This is a genomic window from Arthrobacter sp. PvP023 (genome assembly GCF_017832975.1).
Taxonomy (GTDB): Bacteria; Actinomycetota; Actinomycetes; order Actinomycetales; family Micrococcaceae; genus Arthrobacter.
On sequence record NZ_JAFIBI010000001.1, the window covers coordinates 451,305 to 477,616 of the forward strand.

Below are 26,312 nucleotides of genomic sequence, written 5' to 3' on the forward strand. Positions count from 1 at the left end.
AATCCCCCAAAGCACCAACTCTCGCACCAAAAAAATGAAGGGAAAACCATGAAGAATCTGACCAAGATTGGCGGGGTGGCCGCCGTAACGGCTGCACTTGCGCTCACAGGCTGCGGCGGAGGCGGGACCTCCTCCGGCCCCGAGGCAGGCAAAGGCCAGGAAGCCGGCAGCGACCTCACCAAGCTGATCAGCATCAACGCCAAGGACGCCAAGGACCTTGAACCGGGCGGCACCGTGACGCTTCCGCTGGGCAACATTGGTCCGGACTTCAACGGCTTTTCCAACAACGGCAACAGTGCGGACAACACAGCGCTGCACCGCCCCATCGATGGTGCGGGAACCTGGGGCTGCTGGAACTTCGACTTCGACGGCACGGCCACGCCGAACAAGGACTTCTGCGAAGACGTCAAGAGCGAGGTCAAAGACGGCAAGCAGACCATCACCATCAAGGTGAACGAGAAAGCCACCTACAACGACGGCACGCCGATCGACGTCAAGGCCTTCCAGAACACCTGGAACATGCTCAAGGGTGAAAACAAGGACATCGACATCGTCAGCTCCGGCGCGTACGAGTTCGTTGACTCCGTGAAGGCTGGTTCCAGCGACAAGGAAGTTGTGGTCACCACCACCCAGCCGGTATTCCCCCTGGATGCCCTTTTCACGGGCCTGATCCACCCGGCCGTGAATACGCCGGAAATCTTCAACACCGGCTTTACCGGCGACATGCACCCGGAATGGATGGCCGGCCCCTTCAAGCTGGACCAGTACGACAGCGCCGCCAAGACCGTGACCCTGGCGCAGAACGACAAGTGGTGGGGCACCAAGCCGGTGCTGGACAAGGTGGTTTTCCGCCAGCTGGAGACCAGCGCCCAGATTGCAGCGTTCAAGAACGGTGAAATCGATGGCGTCTCCGCCAACACCATCGCGCTGTACAAGCAGCTCGACGGCACCAAGGATTCAGAGGTCCGCCGCGGCCAGCGGCTGTTCGCGGGCGGCCTGAACCTCAACGCCCAGAAGGCTCCGATGACCGACGTCGCCATCCGCAAGGCGATCTTCACCGCCGTGGACCGCGAAGCGCTGCGCAAGGTCCGCTTCAACGGCCTGAACTGGGAAGAGACCAGCTCCGGCTCCATGATGCTGCTGCCGTTCTCCAAGTACTACCAGGACAACTACCCGGCCACGGAATCCGGTGCCGAAGCAGCCAAGAAGGTACTGACCGATGCCGGTTACAAGCCCAATGCAGCGGGCATCATGGAGAAGGACGGCGTCCCGGCCGCCTTCAAGATCAGCAACTTCGGCGACGACCCCACCACCCTGGCGTTCGTGCAGACCCTGCAGAAGCAGCTCCAGGCCGGCGGCATGGACGTAGGGATCGACCAGCGCGCCTCCGCCGACTTCGGCAAGGTTTTGGGAAGCCGCGACTTCTTCCTGAGCGTCTCCGGCTACACCGTCGGCGCTGACGCGACGGACGCGGTCAAGCAGTTCTACGACTCCAAGACCAACGAGAACGGCTTGGGCGACGCGGAGCTGGACGCCGAGATCAAGGCCCTCAGCAGCATCGAGGACAACGCCGAGCGCAACAAGGCGGCCATGGAAGTTGAAAGGAAGCACATGGCCAAGTACTTCTCCATGGGTGTTGTGATGAACGGACCGCAGATCTCGTTCGTCCGCACGGGCCTGGCAAACTACGGCCCGTCCCTGTTCAAGAGCCTGTCCCAGGTTCCGGACTGGACCAGCCTCGGCTGGGAAAAGAAGTAACAAAGCAACGCTGCGCTAACGCCAGGGCCGGCATTTCCGTGATCTCTTCACACGGGGGTGCCGGCCTTCGCCGTCCCCGTAACTCCTCTCCGGGGGTAGCGTTGGTTCCATTACCACAGAAGCAACTCCGGGCACCGGCCAGGGCAAGCCCGTGATCCGGACGGCGGTGGCCGGCTTTGGGTTGTCCGGCCGGGTGTTCCACGCCCCGTTGATCGCCGCCAATCAGGCCTACTCCCTGGACGTCATTGCAACGTCCGACGCCGGGAGGAAGTCCGACGCGGCCGGCAGCTACCCGGGCGCGCGCCTGGTAAACACTCCTGACGACATCCTGGCGATCGCCGGCGAGCTGGACCTGCTGGTCCTGGGGACTCCGCCGGCCACGCACTACCCGCTGGCGAAAGCCGCGCTGGAGGCGGGGCTCGACGTCGTCGTTGACAAGCCTTTTGCGGTGCGAAGCGCCGAAGGGCAGGAACTTCTGGAGCTTGCCGCGCAACTGGGCCGGGTGCTGACTGTCTTCCAGAACCGCCGCTGGGACGGCGACTACCTCACGGTGAAGGGTTTGCTGGAAAGCGGCGTGCTGGGCGACGTGACCAGGTTCGAGTCCCGGTTTGAGCGCTGGTCCCCGGAAGTCTCCAAGGCATGGAAAGCGGACGCCACGGCGGACGACGGCGGCGGTGTGCTTTTCGACCTCGGGACGCACCTTATCGACCAGGCCATCCAGCTGTTCGGGCCCGCCACCGTCGCTCATGCGGAACTCAGGGCCCGGAGGCCAGGAGAAAAGACCGACGACGATGTCTTCCTGGCCCTGCGGCATGGGTCCGGAGTGGTCAGCCACCTCTGGATGAACATGCTTTGCGCCCAGCAGGGACCCCGCTACCGGCTGCTGGGCTCGACGGGCGGCTTCACCAAGCACGGCATCGATCCGCAGGAACCGTACATTGTGGCCGGCGGCAGCCCGCTGGACCCCGAGTACGGCGTCGAGGACAAGGGCTGGGCCGGCCTGCTGGGGCGCGACGGCCACCTGGACCGCCTGCCCACCGAGCGGGGAGCGTACCCGGAGTTCTACCGGATCCTCGCGGACAAGATCAACGACGGCGGCACCGCCTCGCCGCTGCCCCTGCCGGTAGACCCGGCAGGCCCGGTCGAGGTCCTCAAATTAATAGAAAAAGCACGGGAGCTGGCGACGGACAGGGCTTAACCAAGACTGCGCTGAACGACAGACATCCGGCAGCGTGCGTCTAAGCGACGAAGGAGCGAGCACGCCGAGGATGTGTGTCGTCCAGCGCAGCGGGACGAACTAAGGACTACGCGGAGACCAGTTCGTGCCAGTCAGCTACGAGCGGCAGGTTGTGCGCTTCGGAGACCGAGTGGTGCGCCACGTGGCCGGCTGCGATGTTGAGGCCGGCTGCGAGGGCGGGGTCCTTCTCGAACGCGGCCTTGACGCCGAGGTTGGCCAGGGCCACGCCGTACCGCAGGGTCACGTTGGTCAGGGCGTAGGTGGACGTGTTCGGGACCGCGCCGGGCATGTTGGCCACGCAGTAGAAGATCGTGTTGTGGACCTTGTACGTGGGTTCCTGGTGCGTCGTGGGGTGGGTGTCCTCGAAGCAGCCGCCCTGGTCCACGGCGATGTCCACGAGCACGGAGCCGGGCTTCATCCGGGAGACGAGTTCGTTGGTGACCAGCTTGGGGGCCTTGGCGCCGGGGATCAGCACGGAGCCGATGACCAGGTCCGCGTCCACCACGGACTTTTCGATTTCGTACTTGTTGGACGCGACCGTCTTCAGCCGGCCCTGGTACTGCGCGTCGAGTTCGCGCAGGCGGTTGATGTTGATGTCCAGGATGGTGACGTCCGCGCCAAGGCCCAGGGCCATGGCTGCGGCGTTGGTGCCGGCGACGCCGGCGCCGAGGACAACAACCTTGGCCGGGCGGACGCCCGGGACGCCGCCGAGGAGGACGCCCTTGCCGCCGGCCGGAGCCATCAGGGAGGTGGCGCCGACCTGGACGGACAGGCGGCCTGCAACCTCTGACATGGGGGCCAACAGCGGCAGGGTGCGGCCTTCCTGGACCGTTTCGTAGGCGATCGCGGTGACGCCGGAGTTGATGAGCTCCCGGGTCAGCTCGGGCTCGGCGGCGAGGTGCAGGTAGGTGAAGAGGATCAGGCCCTTGCGGAAGCGGTGGTATTCCGCGGCGATGGGTTCCTTGACCTTCATGACCATGTCGGCGCGGGCCCAGACGTCATCGGCTTCGGTGACGATCTCGGCGCCGGCGATGGCGTATTCCTCGTCCGTGATGCCGGAGCCCAGGCCTGCGCCGCGTTCCACCAGGACGGTGTGGCCGTGGGTGCGGAATTCGTGTACCCCGGCGGCGGTGATGGCCACGCGGAATTCGTTGTTCTTGATCTCTTTGGGGACGCCGATAATCATGTCTTGGGCTCCATTGTTGGTGGCCTTTGTGGGCCGGACGTGCGGGGAATCTGGTACTTCCAGAATAAATCCGCGTGTGAGGTAGCTGACAGGATGCCGCCAGGGTGGCGGGCGGGCTTCCGCTTGTTTCCGGGCTTTTCGAAATTGCCGGCTAGACATCTGTCGAGCCGTGAAGCGTCAGGTGTCGCCTGCTGTCCGTTCACGTTCCGGCGGCAGCGGGCAGTAAGGTGGCAACCATGCACCAGCAGGATGTGGAACAGCTCGTGGAGCAGGTAGCCGTCAAGCTCGGCCGTGGACTGTCGCTCGAGGATCTCGACGGCGTCCTGCTCGCCTACAGCTCCAACCAGTCCCACGCGGACCGGGTCCGGGTGAACTTCCTGCTCAGCAAACGCGTGCCAGCGGATGTGAAGGCGTGGCAGCTATCGCACGGAATCGCGACGGCGGTGCGTCCCGTCGTCGTACCCGCCAACGAGGACCTTGGCATGCTGGGACGCGTCTGCGTCCCGCTGCTGGTCCGCGGTTTCCGGGTCGGCTACCTGTGGGTGCAGCAGGACATTGACGACCAAAGCGCGACGGCGATCCTCACCCAGCTGCCCGGCGTCCGGGATGAACTCGAGCTTCTGTCCGGGCTGCTCCTGGAGTCGAACACGGCCGAATCGGAGTTCCGGCGCCGCAGGGAGCAGGAGTTCCTGAGTGCCTGCCGGGGTGAAGCCAATGCCGTTGCCGCCGTGGCCGGGTGGAAGGAAGTGCAGGGTCGCGGCCCGTGGCAGCTGGTCACAGTGCTCGACGCCGACGGCTGGGCGGAGGGATCCGACCCCATCGCCTCCACCCTGATCCACCGGTCCTCGGCCCTGCAGGCGACCATCGGGGTGGACGCGGCGCTCTTCAGTGCCGGCACGGAAACCCACGCGGTGGTCCTGTTCCGGGAATCCACCGGGCGCGCGGCCCATGCGCAGGTCCTGGTCCACTACCAGCTGGAACTTGCCAAGCGGTCCGGGCGGCCGGTGCACCGGATCATCCTCGGAACAAGCGAAGGCTTCGCCAAGCCGCGCCAACTGGCAGACGCCTACCGGCAGTCCAGGCAGGCTGCGCAGGCCGCCGCCGTGGATCCCCAGCTGGGCGAACTGGTGGATTGCCGGGCCACCGGTGTTTACCAGCTGCTGGCCTCGGCCGGCGGCGGCGCCGGCGCCTGGGCCGATGCCGGATCCGTCTACTGGCGCATCCTGGAGGACCACGACCGGAACGGTGAGCTCCTGCCCGTGCTGGAGCTCCTGTACGACAATGACGGTTCAGTGCAGGACGTCGCCACTAGGCTGCATCTGCACCGGAGCAGTATCTACAACCGGCTGGGCCGCATCCGGCAGGTCCTTGGCGTGGATCCGCTGAAGGGCATGGTCCGGCTGGAACTCCATGCGGCGCTCAAGGCACGCCGCTGGGCAGGACGCCCACGGATTTAGGCGGCCGCGGACCTAGTTCCCGAAGACCTTCCGGGCCAGGAACTCATTGCGGAATTTGTGCTCCGGATCCATCCGTCCGGCGAGGTCTTTGAAGTCGGAAAAGCGCGGGTACAGCCCGGCCACGGCATCGGCGCCGGCATGGAACAGCTTGCCCCAGTGCGGCCGGGCGTTGAAGGGCGCCAGAGCCTCCTCCATGACGGGGAGCACCTTCTCCACCTCGTCCTGCCGCTGCTTCCAGGTGAAATGGAACCCCACCGAATCCTGGCCGTAAGCGGTGCTCAGCCAGAGCTTGTCCGCCGCCACGGTGCGGATTTCCGAGACAAGCAGCAGCGGGGTGATGCGCTCCGAGAGGGCGCGGAGCTCCCCGATGGCGTCCACGGCGTGTTCGCGGCGGACGAAGAACTCGCTCTGCAGTTCCTCGCCGCTGCTGGGTGTGAAGGCCATGCGGAAGTGGGCCAGCCGCTCGGACCAGGGCCCCGGAACGCCGAGTTGCTCGGTGCAGTTTTCGGCCGAGACCCCGGGCAGGGGGTGCCGGGCGACGCCGGCCCGCGTCCCGCCGAAGAATGTGCGGGCGGCGAAGGCCTCGCCGGTCAGGGCCGCCGGGCCGGCGCCGGGTGCGGCCGCGCCGGAGACGCGGCTCTTGAGCCAGGCCTGCGCCACGGCGTCCCCGCTCCAGTCCGTAAACAGGCTGACGCTGTAAGCGCTGGAGGTGGCGGCGTCGAAATTTCCCAGAACCGTTTCCCAGGGAAGGGCTTCGAAGACGTCCTGCCGCACCGTGAAAGTGGGTTCGATGTCCAGCGTCACTTTGGTGACGACGCCCAGGGCGCCAAGCCCGACGACGGCGCCGTCAAAGTCGGGCGAGCTGCCGCGTTTGAGGCGGTGGACGGTTCCGTCCGCTGCCACGATTTCCAGTGCGGCGACTGACGTTGCGAGGTTGCCGTTGGCATCGCCGGAGCCGTGGGTTGCGGTTGCGATGGCTCCGGCCGCGGAGATATGCGGGAGGGAGGCAAGGTTGGGCAATGCGAAACCGGCGGATTCCAGCCGCTCCGCCAAGGTGCCGTAGCGGGTGCCGCCGGAGACCGTGACGGTGCGCGCCGCGGCATCGATGCGGATGCCGGGGTCCAGGTCTTCAAGGGAGACCAGCGATCCGGGGGAGTCGGCGATGGCATTGAACGAGTGCCGGGAGCCCAGGGCGCGGATTTTCGAGGCGCCGGCCACCACCTCCTGGACTTCTTCGAGGGTGCGCGGACGGTGGATCGAAGCGGCCGTATAGCGGTAATTCCCGGCCCAGTTCAATTCCGGAGCGGAGCTTCCGGCTCCGGTGCCGCCGCTTAGCCCGGGCAGTTCGCTGACAGTGCGCATTGCATCCCTTTCGCGCCGGACCACCGGGGCCATCGGCAAAATTGTTACCGCTAACAAGTCTGGTGAGCGATCCCGCCCCGTGTCAATGGCCATCCACGTGCCAGATGCGTCAGCGGTCCTCGACCGACGTCCGCGACTGGCTTTGTTCGAGGAGGCGGACGGCAGCTTCGCGCCGGCGGCGGGCGAGGTGGCTTTCCAGGCCTTTGGAGACGGCAACAAAGGCCACGCAGCTGGCCATAAAAGCGGCGGTGTTGTTCAGGCCCATGGCCGTTCCGAGGGCGGCAGTCAGCAGCATGGCGGCGAACCCCGCCACAATGTGCCACCCTCTGAATTTACCCACAAATAAAGGGTAACCCCGGCCTTTGCGGCGTTCCGGCGGTAAGCGGGGATCGTTGCTTGATCCTTATCACTGCTTCACAAATTGCATCCGGCGCTACATCAAAGCGGCTCATCGCCGCCGCCGGCCGCCTTGGTCTTCTTCTGCCTCTCCAGCCATTCCATGATGGCCGTCAGCCGGATCCGCCGGTGCGTGCCGCGGTACTCCACCGGAATTTCGCCGCGGTCCGTCATATTGCGAAGGTACGTGTGGGAGATGCCGGCGAGGTCCGCAGCCTGGGAAGTCGTCAGCATTTCCTCAACGCTGCTGACCGTCACCGCTTCGCCACGGCTGAAGCGGCTCAGGAGATCCACCACGGCGTCGCGCGCCTGCGGCGGCAACCGGTGGACCGTGCCGTCCACAAACACCGTGATGTCATGGCTGCCGTCGAGGGCATGCTTCAGATTCAGGGCTTCATCGCCGGGAAGCCCGGCCGTCACGCGGGGAGCAATCAGTGCCATGCGGAAATCCTAGCGCCCCCTGCGCGACCCGGCCGGTATCGATGAACCAGTACCGACGCCGCTATACGGCGTCGAGGTCCGTCTCCAGGAGGGTGACCAGCGCATCCAGTGCCTGGTCGGCGCCGTCGCCGTCGGCCCGCAGCACCACGACGTCTCCCTTGGCGGCACCCAGCGTCATCAGCGAAAGGATGCTGGCGGCATCGAGGGCTTCCTCCGCAGGCTCGCCCTGCATGGAAATGGTGACGTCAACGCCGGCATTGCCGGCCGCTTCGGCGAACAGCGCGGCAGGGCGGGCGTGGAGGCCGGAGCGGCTGGCGATGGTTGCGGTACGTTCGGGCATTGCTTCTCCTGATGGATTGTCGGTGGGCGGCTGTTAGAGGCCGAGTTCAGCGAGCACGGGCAGCTTTTCGCGCACCCAGGACCGGGCTTCAGTGGCGCTCGGTGCGGAGAGCGCCAGCTTGGCCAGCTGCTGCGCCTCGGCCAGCGTGACGGTCTTGAGCACTGCGGCTACTGCCGCGAGGGACCGCGCGGTCATGGACAGTGTGGAAACGCCCAATCCGGTAAGCACGACGGCGAGGGCCGGGTCCGCAGCAGCCTCGCCACAGACGCCCACGGGTTTGTTGTGGCCCTCCGCGCGCGAGCCCTCAACAGTGAGGCCGACGAGGCGCAGGACGGCGGGCTGCCACGGAGTGTTCAGCCCGGCCAGCGGGCCGAGCTGCCGGTCGGCCGCCATGGCGTACTGGGTGAGGTCGTTGGTGCCCAGGCTGGCGAACCCCACTTCGCGCAGGATTGCCTCAGCCGTCAGCGCGGCAGAAGGGACCTCCACCATGACACCCGGGGTCTTGATGCCGGCGTCTGCACACATGGAGGCAAAGCGGGCGGCCTCTTCCGCCGTGGAGATCATCGGGGCCATGACCCACACGTCCGCTTCGGACTGCTTCTCGGCCAGGGCGATTGCCTCCAGCTGGCGGTCCAGGACGCCGGGCGTGGTGAAGTCCGTGCGGTAGCCGCGGACGCCGAGGGCGGGGTTGGGCTCCGTGGAGTCGGTCAGGAACGGGAGCGGCTTGTCGGCGCCGGCGTCGAGTGTCCGCAGCACCACCTTCTTGCCCGGAAAGGCATCAAAGACGCTTTTGTAGGCCGCAGCCTGTTCTTCCACGGTGGGTTCGGTGTCCCGTTCCAGGAAGCAGAACTCGGTGCGGAACAGTCCGACGCCCTGGGCACCGAGTTTCGCGGCCGCCTCGGCATCCTTGCCGCCGCCGACGTTGGCGAGGAGGGGCACAAGGTGGCCGTCCGCCGTCGCGCCCGTTCCGCTGAACTCGGCCAGCAGGGAAGCCGTGGCTGCCCATGCTTCCGCCGCGGTACGCAGCGATTCGTCGGGCTCGGCCGTGATGGTGCCGGCCGCGCCGTCCACATAGACCTCCATGCCGTCCGGGAGTTCGTCCACGCCGACGGCGGCGACGACGGCGGGAAGGCCGAGGGAGCGGGCGATGATGGCGGTGTGGGACTGGGGTCCGCCGCCTGCCGTGACGAGCGCCAGGACCTTGTTCGGGTCCAGGGTGGCGGTGTCGGCGGGTGCCAGGTCCTCGGCCACCAGGACGAACGGGGTGGCGGAGGCGGGGATGCCGGGTGCGGGCACGCCGCGCAGCTCGGCGACGATCCGTGCGCGCACGTCCAGGACGTCGGTGGCGCGTTCAGCCATGTAGCCGCCCAGGTTGTGGAGCATTTCCGAGACGGAGGAGCCGGACTCCCAGATGGCGCGCTCACTCGAGGCGCCGCGGGCAACGAGCTTGGCGGCACCCTTGATCAGCATGGTGTCCTTGGCCATCAATGCCGTGGCTTCCAGGACGGCCTTGCCGTCACCCGTGGCGTGCGCGGCGCGGGCCTTCAGTTCGTCGTGCACGGCTTGGGAGGCCGCCTTGAGGGCGGCTGTCGCGTCCTCGGCCGTGACGCCGGCGGGCAACTGTTCGCCTGCCGGCGGCTCACTGATGGGCTTGGGCATTTGGCGGATGGTGCCGATGATCCGGCCGGGGCTGACGCCTACTCCTTGGAAGTTCTGCACTGAAGGTCCTCGTTCTCTGCCGTAAGCAGGCCCCGCCATTCGTTGCCCGGGCGATTGCCCGGACCGTCTCGACGGCTACGTCCGACGGCTTTTGCGGTGCCTGAAAAAATTGTATGTGATGCACTTCATATAGCGTTGCTATAGGTGCTAGGGTAGCGGTTATGAGTTTCGATGGCCAGCTTCCGCCCAAAGTTCGGTTGCTGCGTGCAGCCGCCGAACTGCTGGCCAACTCCGGGGGCGCGGCAGTTTCCACCCGCCAGATCACCCAGCTGGCAGGGGTCTCCGCTCCCACCCTCTATCACCACTTCGGTGACAAGGAAGGGCTGTTTGACGCCGTCGTCGCGGCGGGTTTCGAAGAGTACGTGGCCGGCGAACGCGACTTCGCGCCGTCCGGACATCCGCTGGAAGACATCCGGCGGATGTGGGACAACCATGTGCAGTTCGGGCTGAACCAGCCGGAACTGTACCTGGTCATGTTTGGCAACATTCGTCCTGAGAGCCGTCCGGCCATCGTCGCCGATGCCGAGGCGCTCATGGAGGAAATGCTGAACAAAGCAGCAGTGGCAGGGCAGCTGAACGTGCAGCCGCGTGAGGCGGCCAGAAGCATACTGGCGGCGAACGTGGGCGTGACGCTGATGCTGATTGCGGAACCTGCCGCGGAACGCAACCTTGAACTATCCACCATGACCCGTGACGCCATGATTTTCGCGGTGTCCGCGGAGCAGGCCAACGGCGCCGGTCCCGACACGTCCGGTAAATCGTCGGTAGTAGTCGCAGCGATCGCCTTGAACGCCGCGCTCCAGGCATCGCACTCGGACCAGCTCTCCAGCTCGGAACTCAAGCTCTTTCTCGAATGGCTCCACCGGATCTCCACCAGTTCCACCAGTTAGTCGTCGGAAAATATCGGACCATCCTGCGGTGCAGCAGGAATCACGGTTAGGAAATCACATGGCAACAGAGACAGTTGCAAAACCCCCCACAAGCATGCGGGTTCACGTCCAGAGGTTCGGGACGTTCCTGTCCGGAATGATTATGCCCAACATGGGGGCCTTCATCGCCTGGGGCATCATCACGGCCTTCTTCATTCCGGCCGGCTTCACTCCCAATGAGGAACTGGCCAAGCTTGTCGGGCCAATGATCACCTACCTCCTGCCCCTCCTGATCGGCTTCACCGGTGGCCGGATTGTCCACGGCGTCCGCGGCGGCGTTGTGGGCGCGGCCGCAACCATGGGTGTGATCGTCGGTACGGACATCCCCATGTTCATCGGTGCCATGATCATGGGGCCGCTGACGGCGTGGATCATGAAGAAGCTGGACAAGGTCTGGGAGGGCCGGGTCAAGCCGGGCTTCGAGATGCTGATCGACAACTTCTCTGCCGGCATTGTTGCCGCGGCCCTGGCCATCTTCGGCATGCTGGTGATCGGCCCGGTGGTGAAGGCCTTCAGTAACGGCGCCAGCGCCGTCGTCGAATTCCTGGTCAACAACGGACTGCTGCCGTTCACCAGCATCTTCATCGAGCCGGCCAAGGTGCTGTTCCTGAACAACGCCGTCAACCACGGCATCCTGACGCCGCTGGGGACGGAGCAGGCGCTCGCCAACGGCAAGTCCATCCTGTTCCTGCTCGAAGCCAACCCCGGCCCCGGCGTGGGCATCCTGCTCGCCTACATGATTTTCGGCAAGGGCCTGGCCAAGGCCTCAGCCCCCGGCGCCGCCCTGATCCAGTTCGTCGGCGGCATCCACGAAATCTACTTCCCGTTCGTGCTGATGAAGCCCATCATCATCCTGGCCGCAATCGGCGGCGGCATGACCGGCATCTTCACCCTGGTGCTCACCGGCGCCGGCCTGCGCTCCCCGGCCGCCCCGGGCAGCATCATCGCCGTCTTCGCCGCAACCGCCAGCGACAGCTACTTCGGGGTGGCACTGTCCGTGCTGCTCGCTGCCACGGTGTCCTTCCTCATCGCTTCCGTGATCCTGAAGGCCAGCAAGACCCCCGTCGGTGAAACCGAGGAGGATAGCCTGAGCGCCGCCACCTCCCGGATGGAAGCCATGAAGGGCAAGAAGAGCTCCGTCTCCTCCACCCTGACCGGTGCGGGAGCAACCACGGCCGTTATGGCGGGCCCCATCAAGAACATCGTTTTTGCCTGCGACGCCGGCATGGGCTCCAGCGCCATGGGCGCCTCGGTGCTGCGGAACAAGATCAAGGCGGCCGGCTTCCCGGACGTCAAGGTCACCAACTCCGCCATCGCCAACCTGAGCGACACCTACGATGTTGTGATCACGCACCAGGACCTCACCGAGCGGGCCAAGCCCGCCACGGGCAGTGCCGTGCACGTGTCCGTGGACAACTTCATGAACAGCCCGCGTTACGACGAGATCGTGGAGCTGGTCAAGAGCAGCAACACTGAGGGAACGGCTGGCGCAGCTGCGGCCGCGGCGCCAGTTGCGACTGCCGTCCCGGCAGCTGCCGAAGCCGCAACGCCGTCGGACATCCTGGTGGCTGACAGCGTGGTCCTCAACGGCACGGCAACCACCCGGGACGCCGCAATCGACGAAGCGGGCCGGCTGCTTCTGGACCGCGGCGCCGTGGACAGCGGCTACATCGATGCCATGCACGAACGCGAGGAATCCGTGTCCACGTACATGGGCAGCTTCCTGGCCATTCCGCACGGCACCAATGCCGCCAAGGACCACATCATGAAGTCTGCCGTGTCCGTGATCCGTTACCCGAACGGCATCGACTGGAACGGCAAGGAGGTCAAGTTCGTCGTGGGCGTGGCCGGCATCAACAACGAGCACCTGCAGATCCTGTCCTCCATCGCCAAGGTGTTCACCAACAAGGCGCAGGTGGCCCAGCTCGAGGCGGCCACCACGGTTGACGAAGTGCTGGAACTGTTCGGAAAGGTCAACGCATAGTGAAGGCTGTCCATTTTGGAGCCGGGAACATCGGCCGCGGCTTTGTGGGACTGCTGCTGCACCAGGCAGGCTACGAACTCGTGTTTGCCGACGTCGCGGAGGACCTGATCTCGCAGCTCGCCGCCGCGGACAGCTATGACGTCCACGAGGTGGGGGACAACCCCACGGTCCGTACCGTGGACAACTTCCGGGCGCTTAACTCCGCGACCCAGGAAGCGGACGTTGTTGCAGAGATCGCGACGGCGGACGTCGTCACCACGGCGGTGGGGCCGCACATCCTGAAGTTCGTGGCCCCGGTGATTGCCAAGGGCATCGCGGCCAGGGCTGCCGGGCTGGCCCCGCTGCAGGTGATGGCGTGCGAGAACGCCATCAACGCCACGGACATCCTGCGGGACGAAGTGGCGGCGCAGTGGGACCCCGCTACCGGACCGCTCGAGGCCGCGGCGGTGTTCGCCAACACGGCCGTGGATCGGATCGTGCCCAACCAGGAGCCGGGCAAGGGCCTGGATGTCACGGTGGAGACGTTCTACGAGTGGGTCATCGACCGCACGCCCTTCGGGGAGAATGTGCCGGTCATCCCGGGCGCCACGTTTGTGGACAACCTGGAGCCCTACATCGAACGGAAGCTGTTCACCGTGAACACCGGGCACGCCTCGGCTGCATACTTCGGGTTCGAGGCAGGGCTTGGCAAGATCTCCGAGGCCATGGCTGACCAGGATGTCGCTGCGGATGTGCGCGCTGTCCTGGACGAGACCAAGGAGCTGCTGATCCACAAGCACGGGTTCAACCGTGAGGAGCAGGAAGCCTACGTCGAGAAGATCCTGGGCCGCTTCACCAACCCGTACCTCCCGGATACCGTGAACCGGGTGGGCAGGGCGCCGCTTCGCAAGCTCAGCCGGCACGAGCGGTTCATCGGCCCGGCCGCGGAACTGGCCGAACGCGGAATCGTGCCGGAGGCGCTGCTGGGAGCCATTGCCGCTGCCCTGCGCTTCAACGATCCCGCCGACGCCGAGGCAGCCGAGCTGGCGCAGATCGTGGCGTCGTCCACGGCTGCGGAGGCCACGGAGAAGGTGACCGGCCTGACGCCCGGACATCCGCTCTTTGCGGCCGTCGAGGCGCTGGTGGAAGAGGTCAAGGCGGAGGTTAAGGCCTAGGGCTCCCAGCGGACGCTCTCTCACTTCCTGCCGCTTTTTCGCAGACGCTCTCTCACCCTGCCTCGCCGGGTGAGAGAGCGTCTGTATTTTTGGCGCAGGAAGTGAGAGAGCGTCTGTGGCAGGCTGGCTGTGTGACCTCCGAGCGCTACGACCTGCCCCCCCTGCCCAAGCAGCCCGCCCTCCTGACCCTCGACGTCGACCGCGGCATCTTCCGCCTCCGCCGCGCGACGCGGGCGGACCTCCCGCAGATCCTGGAGCTGCTGGCTGACGACCGGCTGGGTGCAACCCGCGAGGACACCTCGGACATGGATCCGTATGAGCGTGCCTTCGAGGCGATCGACGCCGATCCCTGCCACCTTCTGGTCGTCGGCGAGCTCCTCGAGCAGGGGAAGCCGGCCGGCCCGGTTGTGGCCACGTTCCAGCTGAGCTTCATCCCGGGCCTCTCGCGGCGGGGGTCCTGGCGCAGCCAGATCGAAGCCGTCAGGGTGTCGGCACAGTTGCGTGGACTGGGGATCGGAGCCGCCATGGTCACGTGGGCAGCGGAGGAGTCCCGCCGTCGGGGGTGCTCGCTGATGCAGCTCACCACCCACAAATCGCGCAGAGATGCCCACCGCTTCTACGAACGTCTCGGCTTCGAAGCCAGCCATGAAGGCATGAAACTCACGCTTTGACGCCCCGTGAGGCAGCCCGGAGTGAGAGAGCGTTGAGGCTTTTCGCGCCAAAAGTGAGAGAGCGTTCGGGTTTTTCCGGCCACAACTGAGAGAGCGTTGGTTGATTTTTAGGTACCCTAACTGTTAGGATACCTAACTATGAACAACGTTCAGTCCGCGCCGGTCGCGCTGCAGACCCTCGCCCAGGATTTCCGGGAAGCGCTCCGCCACAGCGTCTACCTGGTCCGCCGCCTCGACGCGGAGGGCGAGCTCAGCGCCGCGCAGCTCAGCACGCTCAAGATGCTGCTTGGCGACGGCGTCCGGGTCGGCGAAATAGCCAGGAACCTGGGCGTCCGGGTGCCCAGCGCCACCGAGCAGATCATCAAGCTCGAGAAGGCCGGCCTCGTGCGCCGCGACCCCGATCCGGACGATTCGCGCGCTGTGCGGGTTGTGCTGACCGCGGAAGGCCGTGCCGCCGTCGACTCCGCCAATGAGCGGCGCAATGCCGTCATGGCCGGAATCCTCGAAACCCTCACCGATGATGACCGGCAGGCCCTCGCCGCCGCGCTCCCGGTGATCGAAAAGATCAACGGAACACTTCACAACTAATAGCCACGACTTAGGAGTGCCCTTCATGGAAGGCCAGCTCGCCGCCACGCGGCCAGCAGTAGAAGAAACCCTGGAAGCCGAGAAGGCTTCCTTGCTCAAGCAGCCCAAGGCGGTGTGGGCCACGGCCCTCGCCGCGGTGTTCGCGTTCATGGGCATCGGCCTGGTGGATCCGATCCTCCCGGCGATTGCCAAGAACCTGGACGCCACCCCAAGCCAGGTGTCGCTGCTGTTCACGAGCTATTTCCTGGTCACGGCGGTGGCCATGCTGGTCACCGGCTTTGTGTCGTCCCGCATCGGCGGCAAGAAGACCCTGCTGATCGGACTGGCGGTGATCGTGGTCTTCGCCTCGCTGTCCGGAATGTCGGGCAGCGTGGGTGAACTGATCGGCTTCCGCGCCGGGTGGGGCCTGGGCAACGCGCTCTTTGTAGCCACCGCCCTTGCCGTCATTGTGGGCGTTGCCAGCGGAGGCGCCGGAACGGCGATCATCCTTTATGAGGCGGCACTGGGCCTGGGCATCTCCCTCGGCCCGCTCCTGGGTGCCCTGCTGGGCGGCTGGCAGTGGCGGGCACCGTTCTTCGGCACCGCTGTGCTCATGGCAGCGGCCTTTATCGCCCTCATCGCGCTGCTCCCCACCACCCCGCTGCCGGAGCGGAAGGTCAGGCTCCGCGACCCGCTGCTCGCCTTGGGCCACAAGGGGCTGCGGACGACGGCGGCCAGCGGCCTGTTCTACAACTACGGTTTCTTCACCATCCTGGCTTTCACGCCGTTCATCCTCGGCATGGACGCTTACGGCATCGGCGGCGTGTTTTTCGGCTGGGGCGTGGCGGTCGCGGTCTTCTCGGTCTTTGTGGCGCCCGCGCTGCAGAACCGTTTCGGCGCCACCAAGGTGCTCACCGGGACCCTGGCGGTCCTGATGCTGGACCTGGCCGGGCTGGGGCTGGCCGCCGGGCACTCGGTTCCCGCCGTCGTCGTACTGGTGGTGGTTTCAGGTGCGCTGCTGGGCATCAACAACACGGTGTACACGGAACTGGCCATGGGCGTCTCCGACTCGCCGCGGCCGGTGGCGTCAGCCGGCTACAACTTCGTGCGCTGGATGGGCGGCGCCCTGGCACCGTTCGCGGCCGCCCAGCTGGGTGAGCACTTCGGCCCGCAGGTTCCGTTCTTCGCCGGCGCCCTGGCCATGGTGGTTGCCATCGCGATTGCCTTCGGCGGACGCCGCTACCTGGCGGCCCACGAACCCCACGTGGTGTAACCGGAGCGACAAACCGGCAGGCTGCCTGGACGACAGATAGGGCCCATGTTCGTGGTGAACATGGGCCCTATCTGTCCGCTCGCGCGGTCGCGGTCTCGCGCTCTCGCGCTCACGCTTGAGCGGAACCGGTGAGGAGCCGGGCGGCTAGACCTTGACGGTGCCCTTTGGCACGAACAGCGTCTCCGCCTGTTCCAGGGACATCCCGTTGGTCTCCGGCACCTTGAACATCACAAAGAAGAACGACGCCGCCGCGAACAGTGCGTACATGGCGTACGTCAGCGGCAGCGAACCTGCCGCCATCACGGGGAAGCTCAGGGTGATGGCGAAGTTGGCGATCCACTGGGCGGCCGCGGCGAGGCCCAGGGCGCGGGCGCGGATCCGGGACGGGAAGATCTCGCCCAGCAGCACCCACACCAGCGGGCCCCACGAGGCGCCGAAGCTGACCACGAAGACGTTCGCGGCCACGAGCGCAACCGGGCCCCAGGCGCCGGGGAGCGAAATCTGCTCGCCGGATCCCGTGGCCGAGGCGAAGGCCAGGGCCATGGCCCCCAGCGAAACGGCCATGCCCACGGAACCTGCCAGCAGGATGGGGCGCCGGCCGATGCGGTCCACCAGGGCGATGGCCACGAGCGTGACCAGGATGTTGGTGACGGACGTGGCCACCGAAATGGTGAGCGAGTCCTTCTCCTGGAAGCCCACGGCCTTCCACAGGGTGGTGGAGTAGTAGAAGATCACGTTGATGCCCACGAACTGCTGCAGCACGGACAGCGTGATACCGATCCACACCACGGCCTGCAGGCCGAAGACCTTCCCGCGGAGCGAGCCCTTCTGGCCGGCGAGCTTGTCTTCCTCGATGGCGGTCTGGATTTCGCGGATGTGGCGGTCGGTGTCCTCTGCCGGGGCGATGGTCTGGAACACTTTGCGTGCCTCGTCCTCCTTGCCCTTGAAGACCAGGAAGCGCGGGGATTCGGGCAGGGTGTAGGCGATCCAGCCGTAGACGACGGCGGGCACGGCACCTGCGAGGAACATCCACCGCCAGGCCTCAAGGCCGAGCCAGAGCGGCTGGTCCGCGCCGCCTGCCGAGTTGGCGAACAGCGCGTCGGAGAGGAGGGCGGCGAAGATACCCGTGGTGATGGCAAGCTGCTGCAGCGACGCGAGCCGGCCGCGCACGTGCCGCGGCGAGATCTCCGAGATGTACGCCGGGGCAATGACGGAGGCCAGGCCGATGCCGAGCCCGCCCACCAGGCGCCAGAAGATCAGGTCCCAGACGCCGAACGCGAAGCCGGTGCCGGCGGCGCTCACCAGGAACAGGACGGCGCCGAGCTTCATGGCGGGGATGCGGCCGTACTTGTCGGCCACCTTGCCCGCCAGGAAGGCGCCGGCGGCGCAACCCAGGAGGGCGACGGCCACGGCGAAGCCGGTGACGGCCTCGCTCAGGGCAAATTCGTCCTTGATGGCGTCCACGGCGCCGTTGACAACGGAGGAATCAAAGCCGAAGAGGAACCCGCCCACCGCTCCCGCGATTGCGAGGCCGATCACCTTGCGGGGAACGCCAGGGCGGCCTTCGGTGCTGGATGTGGACATGGATCTCCCTTGGGCTTTTGATGCGTTGGGTTTTTAGCTGTGCGGACATCGTTGACCACGGAACCGGCCCTGCTGGCCGGCGCACACGCGCTAAACAGTGTGCCACTTCACGCTGTGAGGTTCCACTTAGGGGCGGAAACGAAACGGGAGGCAGCCCAAAAGGCTGCCTCCCGTGGCGTACGCCCGGCCGGGCGGCTTAGTGGGCGGCCACCGCTTCCTTTGAAGCCGTCTTCGGGTCCGTCAGCTTCTTCTTCGGCAGCGCGAAACTGATCAGGAAAGCAACCCCGGTCAGCACGGCGGCAGTGAGCATCACGGCGTCGATCGACTGCGCGAAGCCCTCGGTGATGGGGCGGGTGAGGACAGGGTTGGCCGTGTGCAGCCAGCTGGTGTCATTGAGGGAATCGTTGGTGGCGCCGTTCTGGAAGAACTCGTACAGCTTGGCGTTGGCGGGATCGGCGGCCACAGCAGGGTCCTTCAGGACCTTCAGGTAATCGGCGTTCTGCATGGCGTCCTTCATGCCCGTGGCGATGCGGTCCGCGGCCAGGCTGAACAGCATGGAAATGAAGACCGCCGTGCCCACTGCACCGCCCATGGACCGGAAGAACGCCGCGGAGGAGGTGCCCACGCCCATGTCCTTCGGCGGAACGGAAACCTGCATGGCCAGCGTGAGCGGCTGCATGCAGAAGCCCAGGCCCAGGCCGAAGAACGCCGCGATGACGCCCGGCACCCAGAGCCCGGTGTCCACGCCCAGCGAGAAGCCCATCACGGTGGCGGCCGCGGTGAGCACGGCCGTGCCTATGATGGGGAAGATCCGGTAGGTGCCCGACGCCGAGATGGTCCGTCCGGCGGTGATGGAACCGGTGAGGATGCCCACGGTGAAGGTGATCATCATCAGGCCGGCCTCGGTAGGAGTGAGGCCCTTGACCAGCTGGAGGTACATCGGGAGCATCGCGATGGCGCCGAACATGCCGATGCCGATGATGAAGTTCAGCAATGAGGACAGGCCGAACGTGAGGTTCCGGAAGAGCCGGAGCGGAATCAGGGCGTAATCGCCGGCGCGCTTCTCGGCCAGCAGGAACGCGATGATGCCCACGATGCCCAAACCGATGCAGAGGAGGGACGCCGCAGAGGTCCAGCCCCAGCTGCGGCCCTGTTCGGCCACCAGGAGCAGCGGAACGATGGCCAGCGTAATTGCTGCGGCGCCCCAATAGTCGATCTTCTGCTTGACGTGCTTGGCGGGCAGGTGCAGGTAGAGGAACACGACCGCCAGCGCGGCCAGGCCGATGGGCAGGTTGATGAAGAACACCCAGCGCCAGCCGTCAAAGCCCAGGATGTTCGCGGACCCGGCGAAGGCGCCGCCCACCACCGGGCCGAGGACCGAGGAGATGCCGAAGACGGACATGAAGTAGCCCTGGAACTTGGCCCGGTCCTTGAGGGCCACAATGTCGCCGATGATGGTCAGTGCGAGGGCCAGCAGGCCGCCGGCGCCCATGCCCTGGATGCCGCGGGCAATGGCCAGCTCGGTCATCGAGTGCACCGAGCCTGCATACAGGGAGCCCGCCAGGAAGATCACGATGGCGGCCAGGTAGAGCGGGCGGCGCCCGAAGATGTCGCTGAGCTTGCCGTACAGCGGAGTGCTCACGGTGGACGTGATGAGGTACGCCGTGGTGGCCCACGCCTGGAGGGAGAGCCCGTCGAGGTCATTGGCGATGGTGTAGATCGACGTCGACACGATGGTCTGGTCGAGTGAGGAGAGGAACATGCCGAGCATGAGACCCACCATCACTGTGATGGTCTGACGCTTCGTCAGGACGTCCCCGGCTACGGGCCCTGCGGCGGTTTTGGACATGACTGCTCCATTACAAAGAAAAGGGGATCAAGCTTGATAGTTGCTTTCAGTAACTATCTTACTTTGCGATTTGTTCCCCTGATCCTGCAAAGCCCCTGCGAAATGAAGAATTAACCTTGGCGTTCCACCAGGATGCCGTCCGGATCGCACCAGATCATGGCGCCCGGGCGCACCGTGACGCCGTCGATCTCCAGTTCCACGTCCGTTTCGCCTGCGCCGGTTTTGGCGCTCTTGCGGGGATTGCTGCCGAGCGCCTTGACGCCGAGCGGCAGGTCGGCCAGGACCTCGCGGTCCCGGATGGCGCCGTTGATGACGACGCCGGCCCAGCCGTTTGCGACCGCGCTCGCGGCGATCATGTCCCCCATGAGCGCCGTCCGCAGGGAACCGGCGCCGTCCACCACCAGCACGGCGCCGTCGCCCGGGGTTCCGAGCGTGGACTTGACCAGGGCGTTGTCCTCCAGGCACCGGATGGTGCGGACCGGCCCGCTGAAGTGCGAGAGGCCGCCCAGCGACTGGAACTGCAGCGCGATGGAGTCGAGTTCCTCGCCCCGTTCGTCGTAAAGGTCGGCAGTGTTGATTCTGCGGCTCTCGGGGATGCCTTCGTTGTCGGGGGTTTCCGGGGTGGCTGCGGAAGCGGTCATTGGTCCTCCTTGGGCTCAGCTTATCGGGGGGCATCACAACCCGCGTGCGGGCCGTGATGCTCACGATAGTCTGATCGGACACCAATCATCAGTTCCTGGGGGAGCCGCCATGAGCCTGTCAGATCTGCCGGGGCACGTCCCGGACCCTTCCGCTGTGGCTTCGCCGCAAGCGGGAGGTTCGACACCGGCGCTCGCCGAACCGGAGCGGCGCGTCCGCCCGCTCTGGACCACCGGCGTGGTGCTGGTGAATGTTGGGATCAATGCGGCTTTCTTCGGCCCCATCCAGGTTCTGCTTGGCCAGCAGGCCGCGCACTTCAGTGAAGGCGACAAGGAAGCCATCCTGGCGCTCGTCACGGGCGCCGGAGCCGCTGTGTCCCTGGTGGCCAACCCGCTCTTCGGCGCCTTCAGCGACCGCACCACATCACGGCTGGGCCGCCGGGTGCCGTGGGTTGTGTTCGGGGCCGTTCTCGGCGCAGCCGCACTCATTGCCCTGGCCGGCGCCCCGAATGTGGCTGTCATGACCATCCTCTGGTGCCTCGTGCAGGCAGGCTGCAACGGCGCCTACGCCGCCATTACCGCCGCCATCCCGGACCGCGTGCCGGTGCCGCAGCGGGGTGCGGTGGGCGGGCTCGCCGCGATGGGTCAGACGCTGGGAATCCTGATCGGCGCGGTGATCGCCGCCGTCGTCAGCGGGAACTTCGGGGTGGGGTACCTGGTCTGCGCGGCAGCGCTGATTGCCGGCGTGGCACTGTATTTCTTCAAGAGCGACGACGTGCCGCTGCCAGCGGAGGCGCGCCCGCCATTCAGCCTGGCCGGCTTCGCCAGGGGCTTCTGGATCTCACCCCTCCTCTATCCGGACTTCGCCTGGGCCTGGCTGACCCGGCTGCTGGTGAACATCGGCAACCACATGGTCACCCTGTACCTGCTGTTCTTCCTGACGGATGCGGTGCACCTGAAGGAGACACAGGGGATCGAGCCGGCCTTCGGGGTGCTGATCCTCACCGGCCTGTACGCGGTGATGGTGATCGTCACCAGCGTGATCGGCGGCCCGCTCAGCGACCGCATGGGCAAGCGGAAGCCGCTGGTCATCGCCTCGTCCGTGATCATCGCCGTCGCATCGCTGATCCTCGCGTTCGCTCCCAACTGGGCAGGCGCCATTGCGGGCGCCTCGGTCCTGGGCATCGGCTTCGGCGCCTACCTGGCAGTGGACTTCGCGCTCATCACCCAGGTTCTGCCCAGCGCCCTGGACCGCGGCAAGGACCTCGGCGTCATTAACATTGCCAATTCGCTGCCGCAGGTCCTGGCACCCCTCATTGCGTTCCCGTTCGTCACGCTGTGGGGCGGCTACGTTTCGCTGTACGTTGCCGCCGCCGTGATCGGGCTGCTGGGCGCGGTGTTCGTGGTGAAGATCAAAGGCGTGGACTAAAACAGGCGCACCACGACGGCCGCGGAGCCCACCGTTTTGACTAATTGGCGCCATGACCGGTGCCGTATAGTGGACTCGAATTGCTGCGGCAGTGCTGTGATGGGGATCGCCTGACCGCTGTACGAAACCCACTCCCGGAACGCTGCTGATGCTTGAACTCAATCCAGATCTTCCCCCCATGGCTTCGCCGCCGACCCTGCCCAGGCAACAGATCCGCTACGCCCGGATCCTGGATGCCGCTGCAGGATTCGCCCGGAAAGGGCTGGATTCCGTGAGCCTGTCCGAGGTGTCCGCGAAGGCCAACGTCCCGCTGGGAACGCTGTACCGGTACTTTCCTTCCCCCACCCACCTGATGCTGGGCCTCTACCGGAAGCAACTGGGAGAGCTGCAGGTGGGAAGTTGGCCGGAATCCGGCGGAGGCCGCGGCCATTCCGTTGCAGGCGTCATGATGGAGATCTTCCACATGCGGCTGATGCAGCCGGCCGTGGAGCAATGCCTGAGCCAGTGCGTCTACGCAAAGGACAAGGACACCACGGTGCTCCTGCGGGAGATCGACGTCATCGCCGAGCAGGCGGTCACGGTGGCAACCGGCGACGCCGCCAAATCCCGCGTTCTGCTGCTGACCGTTTCGGGCCTGGTGCAGGCAGTCCGCTGCCGCAGGCTGTCACTGTTCGAGGCCGAAGAAGACCTGAAGAAAGCGTGTTCGCTCCTCACCCGCTGCTAACGAAAGACGTAACCGGTCTAGACCACCAAGGCGTTAGTGACGCCGGATTAGAGTGACGTAGCTCACGTAAAACAATGAAAAAACGTTTTATCATGCCGGGTGGTCGGACCAGTGTCCATTCGGCCACCACGCATCTGTCTACCATTGCAGAACCGGAGCGGCTAGCAGCCCGTACCTTGCAGGAGCTTCACCGCGGCCCCACCATCCCTTGGGCCGCAGAATTTCCAGCCAGCCCATCTTGAGCCTCCTATGTGCTTGAGCCTTCATGTGCCGTGTGCCCACGGCTAGCCCCAGGAGACAACGACGTGTCCACTGAAACCATCACTCCCGCCGACAGCTCCGCCGCTTCCTCCGAGGAGGCAACCGTGCTGACCGACCAGGAGATCTTCGAAGCCCACCAGGGCGGCAAGCTGTCCATCTCCAGCACGGTCCCCCTGTCCAGCAAGCGCGATCTTTCCATTGCCTACACTCCGGGTGTCGCCCAGGTCAGCCGCGCCATCCACGCCGACCCGGAACTCGCCAAGACCCTCACCTGGGCCCAGCGCCTGGTGGTTGTGGTCAGCGACGGCACCGCCGTGCTGGGCCTCGGCAACATCGGCCCCAGCGCGTCCCTTCCCGTCATGGAAGGCAAGTCCGCGCTCTTCAAGGCCTTTGGCGACCTAGACTCCATCCCGCTGGTTCTGAACACCACCGACGTGGACGAGATCGTTGAGACCCTGGTCCGCCTGCGCCCCAGCTTTGGCGCCGTGAACCTGGAGGACATCTCCGCTCCGCGCTGCTTCGAGCTTGAGGAAAAGCTCATCGAAGCCCTGGACTGCCCCGTCATGCACGATGACCAGCACGGCACCGCCGTCGTTGCCCTCGCAGCACTGACCGGTGCCGCGAAGGTGACCGGCCGCGAACTCGAAGGACTCCGCGTGGTGGTTTCCGGTGCGGGCGCGGCGGGCATCGCCGTCGCGGAGATCCTGCTCACCGCCGGCATCCAGGACGTCGTCCTGCTCGATTCACGCGGCGTCATCAACAAGGACCGCGCGGACATCGCGGCCGATCCCGCCAGCAAGAAGGCCCAGATGGCGCAGCGCAGCAACCCGCGCGGCATCACCGGCGGTCCCGGCGAGGCGCTGCTCGGAGCCGACGTGTTCATCGGCGTCTCCTCCTCGAAGCTGGACGAGGAGCACCTGAAGCTCATGAACCACAGCTCCATCGTGTTCGCCCTCTCCAACCCGGATCCCGAAGTCCTGCCGGAGGTCGCCTCGCGCTACGCCGCCGTTGTGGCCACGGGACGCAGCGACTTCCCCAACCAGATCAACAACGTGCTGGCCTTCCCGGGAATCTTCCGCGGGGCGCTGGATGCCGGCGCCCGCCGGATCACGCCCGCCATGAAGCTTGCCGCCGCCCGCGCCATCGCCGAACTGGCCGAACCCGAACTGTCCGCCGATTACATCGTGCCCAGCCCGCTGGATCCGCGCGTCGCGCCGGCCGTTTCCGCCGCCGTGGCCGCCGCGGTCGAGGCGGAGTAACTGCGGAGTATCCTCCGCCAGGAAGTTCGACGGCGGTGCCTCCCGTGCTGGGGAGGCGCCGCCGTCGTCGTTTTTCAAGGCAGCCGCCGTCCGCTGCCCGCCCGCAGGCAACCCTAGACTGGGGGCATGAACCCCGAGATCCTCGTGACTGTCCTCTGCGGCCTTGCCATCGTCGTGGGGGTGGCCGGCACCGTTATCCCCGTGCTGCCGGGCAGCATCCTCATTGGACTCAGCCTGCTGGCCTGGGCCATCTGGGGCGGCGCTGGAACCGCCGGTTGGGTGGTCTTCGGGGTGGGGCTGGCCTTCGTGCTGGCCGGAATGGCTGCCAGCGCCGTGCTCACGGGACGCAAGCTCAGGGAGCACCGCATCCCCAGCCGCAGCGTGGCGGTGGGGCTGGTCCTCGGCGTGGTGGGCATGTTCCTGATCCCGGTGGTGGGCCTTTTCGTGGGCTTCGCTGCCGGACTGCTGCTCAGCGAATCACACCGCACCCGTGATTTCCGGACCGCCATGACCACCAGCTGGGCAGCATTGAAAGCAACAGGCGTTGGCATGCTGGTGGAGTTCGGCCTGGCCTGCCTCGCCGCGAGCACCTGGATCATCGGTGTCTGGGTGGCCGCGGTCAGTTAGCCTCCCAGCGGCTGCCAAGCGTGCACCACTAGCATGGAAGCATGAGCGCCGGACAGACCTCAGGACCGATCTACCGCGACAGCCGCGACCTCACTCCGTTCGGCGACGCGCAGGTCCGCACCCCTGTGCGGGACCTTGCCGACGGCGTGGGCGGGATCCTGCACAGCGCCCTGGGCGGCCGGAACGGTGCCCTCCTCAGCGTGGACGGCCCCGTCCCCAGGCTCAAGCGGCTACCGGGGAAGGCTGCCAAGACCGTCTATGACGCGGTCTTCCACAACACCGACCCCAACCGGCTGATCGCCGCCGGCCGTGCCCATCCCGGCTGGGCCGGGCTGTGCTACGTCATGGCCGGGCTGCTTGCCTACAAGCAGGGCGGATACCTGCGCGCCTCCGAGCTCCTGCAGCGGGGCCTCACCACCAGGAACGACGACGACGCCAACCAGTTCGCGTCCGGCTACCTGACGCGCGTGGTCACCCGGGTTGAAGTTGCCGAACGCATTGACGTTCCGGTGCTGTTCAGCGAGGAAGCCGTATTCCTGGCACTTTCGCACTCGCTGCGGGAAACGGGCCACCTTGAGGCGGCGCTGCACACCGTGTCCTCGCTGCCGCCCTCGCTGCCGGCCGCCCTGGCCCGCTGTTCGCTGGCGCACTCCCTGGGACGGGACAAGGAAGTGGTGGTCTGGACTGAAGGGCTGCTCAATTCCGATGACCTCGCAGCTGCGCTGCTGCTGCTCCGCGCCCGTTCGTTGCGGCGGCTCGGGGCCCACGCTTCGGCCCAATCCGCCCTGAAGGAAGTTCTGCGGCGCCGCAAGACCCATCTTGCGCTGCGCAACGATGCCCTCACGGACCGCGCTCTGCTGCTGCTGGACAACGGCCGGAAATCGCTCAATCCCCGGGACTGGCTGCGTGGAAAACCCGCCGAACTGGAAACCTTTGAGGTCATCCGAAAGGACGTTGAGGAGCGCAGGCTCTGGGAACAGGAATGGAAACAGCTGGACCGGGAATGATCCCGCAGGGCCGGTATTGATCCTCCGGGCAGCGGGGGGCGGGGCGTTGGCAGCCGGGCCCTTGTGGGCGGTGCCGGGTCGCGGTACAACGGACCAATGAACGATGCAATCGTGCAGTGGATGGAAAAGTACATCACGGCGTGGACCACCAATAAGCCTGATGACATCCGGGCGCTCTTTACCGAGGACGCCGTGTACGCCACGCGGCCCAACGACCCGGATGCGTGGCGCGGGCACGAGCAGATCGTGGAACGCTGGCTGACCGCGGCGGACGAGCCCGACGAATGGACCTTCGAGTGGTCGCCACTGGGCTCGGACGGTGACCTGCATTTTGTCCAGGGGCGCACCACGTATCTGGGGGACCGTCCCAGCTATGAGAACCTCTGGGTGGTCCGGCTCGGACCGGACGGGCGCGCCGCGGCCTTCACCGAATGGTTCATGGAGCGCAAGGTCTAGCCCG

The 26,312-nt window shown here is 66.2% G+C and carries 24 protein-coding genes; 15 read left to right on the plus strand and 9 right to left on the minus strand.

Translation table 11 applies throughout. The features are described from left to right. Positions 1-48: 48 nt before the first annotated feature. A complete protein-coding gene (locus JOE31_RS02150) occupies positions 49-1,758 on the plus strand; it encodes an ABC transporter family substrate-binding protein (RefSeq protein WP_209741926.1) in 1,710 nt (569 codons plus the stop codon). Positions 1,759-1,909: 151 nt separating this feature from the next. Next, a complete protein-coding gene (locus JOE31_RS02155) occupies positions 1,910-2,956 on the plus strand; it encodes a Gfo/Idh/MocA family oxidoreductase (protein ID WP_307864353.1) in 1,047 nt (348 codons plus the stop codon). Positions 2,957-3,062: 106 nt separating this feature from the next. Here JOE31_RS02155 and ald read toward each other — a convergent pair whose 3' ends face one another. Then, a complete protein-coding gene (ald, locus tag JOE31_RS02160) occupies positions 3,063-4,181 on the minus strand; it encodes an alanine dehydrogenase (protein WP_209741927.1) in 1,119 nt (372 codons plus the stop codon). Positions 4,182-4,417: 236 nt separating this feature from the next. On the opposite strand from ald, the gene JOE31_RS02165 reads away from it, so the two are divergent. Continuing rightward, positions 4,418-5,638 (plus strand): PucR family transcriptional regulator, encoded by a 1,221-nt coding sequence (locus tag JOE31_RS02165; RefSeq protein WP_209741928.1) that lies wholly within the window; start codon positions 4,418-4,420, stop codon positions 5,636-5,638. Between the two features lie 12 nt (positions 5,639-5,650). Here JOE31_RS02165 and JOE31_RS02170 read toward each other — a convergent pair whose 3' ends face one another. The 5 genes from JOE31_RS02170 to ptsP all read right to left on the minus strand — a co-directional run bounded on the left by JOE31_RS02170 (position 5,651) and on the right by ptsP (position 9,896). Next, positions 5,651-7,000: an FAD-binding protein gene (locus tag JOE31_RS02170; protein ID WP_245198917.1), complete on the minus strand. Its 1,350-nt coding sequence runs from the start codon at positions 6,998-7,000 to the stop codon at positions 5,651-5,653. 109 nt (positions 7,001-7,109) lie between these two features. Then, a complete protein-coding gene (locus JOE31_RS02175) occupies positions 7,110-7,340 on the minus strand; it encodes a hypothetical protein (RefSeq protein ID WP_011693832.1) in 231 nt (76 codons plus the stop codon). 98 nt (positions 7,341-7,438) lie between these two features. Continuing rightward, positions 7,439-7,837, minus strand: coding sequence for a helix-turn-helix domain-containing protein (locus JOE31_RS02180; RefSeq protein ID WP_209741929.1), 399 nt, complete (start codon positions 7,835-7,837; stop codon positions 7,439-7,441). 61 nt (positions 7,838-7,898) lie between these two features. Then, positions 7,899-8,177, minus strand: coding sequence for an HPr family phosphocarrier protein (locus tag JOE31_RS02185; RefSeq protein ID WP_209741930.1), 279 nt, complete (start codon positions 8,175-8,177; stop codon positions 7,899-7,901). A gap of 33 nt (positions 8,178-8,210) precedes the next feature. Further along, positions 8,211-9,896: a phosphoenolpyruvate--protein phosphotransferase gene (ptsP, locus tag JOE31_RS02190; RefSeq protein ID WP_209741931.1), complete on the minus strand. Its 1,686-nt coding sequence runs from the start codon at positions 9,894-9,896 to the stop codon at positions 8,211-8,213. A gap of 161 nt (positions 9,897-10,057) precedes the next feature. Between ptsP and JOE31_RS02195 the strand changes: the two genes are divergently transcribed. From JOE31_RS02195 to JOE31_RS02220, 6 genes are all read left to right on the plus strand, one after another. Further along, on the plus strand, positions 10,058-10,786 hold the full coding sequence (locus tag JOE31_RS02195) for a TetR/AcrR family transcriptional regulator (protein ID WP_011693828.1): 729 nt from the start codon (positions 10,058-10,060) through the stop codon (positions 10,784-10,786). Positions 10,787-10,844: 58 nt separating this feature from the next. Next, positions 10,845-12,809, plus strand: coding sequence for a PTS mannitol transporter subunit IICBA (locus tag JOE31_RS02200; protein WP_209741932.1), 1,965 nt, complete (start codon positions 10,845-10,847; stop codon positions 12,807-12,809). Next, positions 12,809-13,963 carry a mannitol-1-phosphate 5-dehydrogenase gene (locus tag JOE31_RS02205; protein ID WP_209741933.1) on the plus strand — a complete coding sequence of 385 codons (1,155 nt, stop codon included), beginning with the start codon at positions 12,809-12,811 and terminating at the stop codon, positions 13,961-13,963. Before JOE31_RS02200 ends, JOE31_RS02205 begins: the two co-directional genes overlap by 1 nt. Positions 13,964-14,094: 131 nt before the next feature. Further along, the gene (locus JOE31_RS02210; protein WP_307864354.1) at positions 14,095-14,634 is read left to right on the plus strand and encodes a GNAT family N-acetyltransferase; all 540 of its coding nucleotides are present in this window, start codon (positions 14,095-14,097) and stop codon (positions 14,632-14,634) included. A 138-nt stretch (positions 14,635-14,772) separates the two neighbouring features. Further along, positions 14,773-15,222, plus strand: a complete 450-nt coding sequence (locus JOE31_RS02215; protein ID WP_209741934.1) for a MarR family winged helix-turn-helix transcriptional regulator — start codon at positions 14,773-14,775, stop codon at positions 15,220-15,222. A gap of 25 nt (positions 15,223-15,247) precedes the next feature. Further along, positions 15,248-16,474 (plus strand): MFS transporter, encoded by a 1,227-nt coding sequence (locus tag JOE31_RS02220; protein WP_209741935.1) that lies wholly within the window; start codon positions 15,248-15,250, stop codon positions 16,472-16,474. 144 nt (positions 16,475-16,618) lie between these two features. Here JOE31_RS02220 and JOE31_RS02225 read toward each other — a convergent pair whose 3' ends face one another. The 3 genes from JOE31_RS02225 to rraA all read right to left on the minus strand — a co-directional run bounded on the left by JOE31_RS02225 (position 16,619) and on the right by rraA (position 20,548). After that, positions 16,619-18,058: a sugar porter family MFS transporter gene (locus JOE31_RS02225; RefSeq protein ID WP_209741936.1), complete on the minus strand. Its 1,440-nt coding sequence runs from the start codon at positions 18,056-18,058 to the stop codon at positions 16,619-16,621. 196 nt (positions 18,059-18,254) lie between these two features. Further along, positions 18,255-19,907, minus strand: a complete 1,653-nt coding sequence (locus tag JOE31_RS02230) for an MDR family MFS transporter (protein ID WP_209741937.1) — start codon at positions 19,905-19,907, stop codon at positions 18,255-18,257. A gap of 110 nt (positions 19,908-20,017) precedes the next feature. After that, positions 20,018-20,548 carry a ribonuclease E activity regulator RraA gene (gene rraA / locus JOE31_RS02235; RefSeq protein ID WP_209741938.1) on the minus strand — a complete coding sequence of 177 codons (531 nt, stop codon included), beginning with the start codon at positions 20,546-20,548 and terminating at the stop codon, positions 20,018-20,020. Between the two features lie 109 nt (positions 20,549-20,657). Here rraA and JOE31_RS02240 point away from each other — a divergent pair, with 109 nt between their 5' ends. From JOE31_RS02240 to JOE31_RS02265, 6 genes are all read left to right on the plus strand, one after another. Beyond that, positions 20,658-21,974: an MFS transporter gene (locus tag JOE31_RS02240; protein WP_209741939.1), complete on the plus strand. Its 1,317-nt coding sequence runs from the start codon at positions 20,658-20,660 to the stop codon at positions 21,972-21,974. 148 nt (positions 21,975-22,122) lie between these two features. Next, positions 22,123-22,698: a TetR/AcrR family transcriptional regulator gene (locus tag JOE31_RS02245; protein ID WP_209741940.1), complete on the plus strand. Its 576-nt coding sequence runs from the start codon at positions 22,123-22,125 to the stop codon at positions 22,696-22,698. 305 nt (positions 22,699-23,003) lie between these two features. After that, positions 23,004-24,218: an NADP-dependent malic enzyme gene (locus JOE31_RS02250; protein ID WP_209741941.1), complete on the plus strand. Its 1,215-nt coding sequence runs from the start codon at positions 23,004-23,006 to the stop codon at positions 24,216-24,218. Positions 24,219-24,344: 126 nt separating this feature from the next. Then, the gene (locus tag JOE31_RS02255; RefSeq protein WP_209741942.1) at positions 24,345-24,845 is read left to right on the plus strand and encodes a DUF456 domain-containing protein; all 501 of its coding nucleotides are present in this window, start codon (positions 24,345-24,347) and stop codon (positions 24,843-24,845) included. A 41-nt stretch (positions 24,846-24,886) separates the two neighbouring features. Next, on the plus strand, positions 24,887-25,852 hold the full coding sequence (locus JOE31_RS02260) for a hypothetical protein (protein WP_209741943.1): 966 nt from the start codon (positions 24,887-24,889) through the stop codon (positions 25,850-25,852). A gap of 96 nt (positions 25,853-25,948) precedes the next feature. Further along, a complete protein-coding gene (locus JOE31_RS02265) occupies positions 25,949-26,308 on the plus strand; it encodes a nuclear transport factor 2 family protein (RefSeq protein WP_209741944.1) in 360 nt (119 codons plus the stop codon). Positions 26,309-26,312: the final 4 nt, after the last annotated feature.

Excerpts from the sequence above, each read along its gene's own strand:
- JOE31_RS02150 (WP_209741926.1), top strand. The coding sequence starts at position 49 with ATGAAGAATCTGACCAAGATTGGCGGGGTGGCCGCCGTAACGGCTGCA.
- ald (WP_209741927.1), bottom strand. The coding sequence starts at position 4,181 with ATGATTATCGGCGTCCCCAAAGAGATCAAGAACAACGAATTCCGCGTG.
- JOE31_RS02165 (WP_209741928.1), top strand. The coding sequence starts at position 4,418 with ATGCACCAGCAGGATGTGGAACAGCTCGTGGAGCAGGTAGCCGTCAAG.
- JOE31_RS02170 (WP_245198917.1), bottom strand. The coding sequence starts at position 7,000 with ATGCGCACTGTCAGCGAACTGCCCGGGCTAAGCGGCGGCACCGGAGCC.
- JOE31_RS02180 (WP_209741929.1), bottom strand. The coding sequence starts at position 7,837 with ATGGCACTGATTGCTCCCCGCGTGACGGCCGGGCTTCCCGGCGATGAA.
- JOE31_RS02185 (WP_209741930.1), bottom strand. The coding sequence starts at position 8,177 with ATGCCCGAACGTACCGCAACCATCGCCAGCCGCTCCGGCCTCCACGCC.
- JOE31_RS02195 (WP_011693828.1), top strand. The coding sequence starts at position 10,058 with ATGAGTTTCGATGGCCAGCTTCCGCCCAAAGTTCGGTTGCTGCGTGCA.
- JOE31_RS02200 (WP_209741932.1), top strand. The coding sequence starts at position 10,845 with ATGGCAACAGAGACAGTTGCAAAACCCCCCACAAGCATGCGGGTTCAC.
- JOE31_RS02215 (WP_209741934.1), top strand. The coding sequence starts at position 14,773 with ATGAACAACGTTCAGTCCGCGCCGGTCGCGCTGCAGACCCTCGCCCAG.
- JOE31_RS02220 (WP_209741935.1), top strand. The coding sequence starts at position 15,248 with ATGGAAGGCCAGCTCGCCGCCACGCGGCCAGCAGTAGAAGAAACCCTG.
- JOE31_RS02225 (WP_209741936.1), bottom strand. The coding sequence starts at position 18,058 with ATGTCCACATCCAGCACCGAAGGCCGCCCTGGCGTTCCCCGCAAGGTG.
- JOE31_RS02230 (WP_209741937.1), bottom strand. The coding sequence starts at position 19,907 with ATGTCCAAAACCGCCGCAGGGCCCGTAGCCGGGGACGTCCTGACGAAG.
- rraA (WP_209741938.1), bottom strand. The coding sequence starts at position 20,548 with ATGACCGCTTCCGCAGCCACCCCGGAAACCCCCGACAACGAAGGCATC.
- JOE31_RS02240 (WP_209741939.1), top strand. The coding sequence starts at position 20,658 with ATGAGCCTGTCAGATCTGCCGGGGCACGTCCCGGACCCTTCCGCTGTG.
- JOE31_RS02245 (WP_209741940.1), top strand. The coding sequence starts at position 22,123 with ATGCTTGAACTCAATCCAGATCTTCCCCCCATGGCTTCGCCGCCGACC.
- JOE31_RS02255 (WP_209741942.1), top strand. The coding sequence starts at position 24,345 with ATGAACCCCGAGATCCTCGTGACTGTCCTCTGCGGCCTTGCCATCGTC.
- JOE31_RS02260 (WP_209741943.1), top strand. The coding sequence starts at position 24,887 with ATGAGCGCCGGACAGACCTCAGGACCGATCTACCGCGACAGCCGCGAC.
- JOE31_RS02265 (WP_209741944.1), top strand. The coding sequence starts at position 25,949 with ATGAACGATGCAATCGTGCAGTGGATGGAAAAGTACATCACGGCGTGG.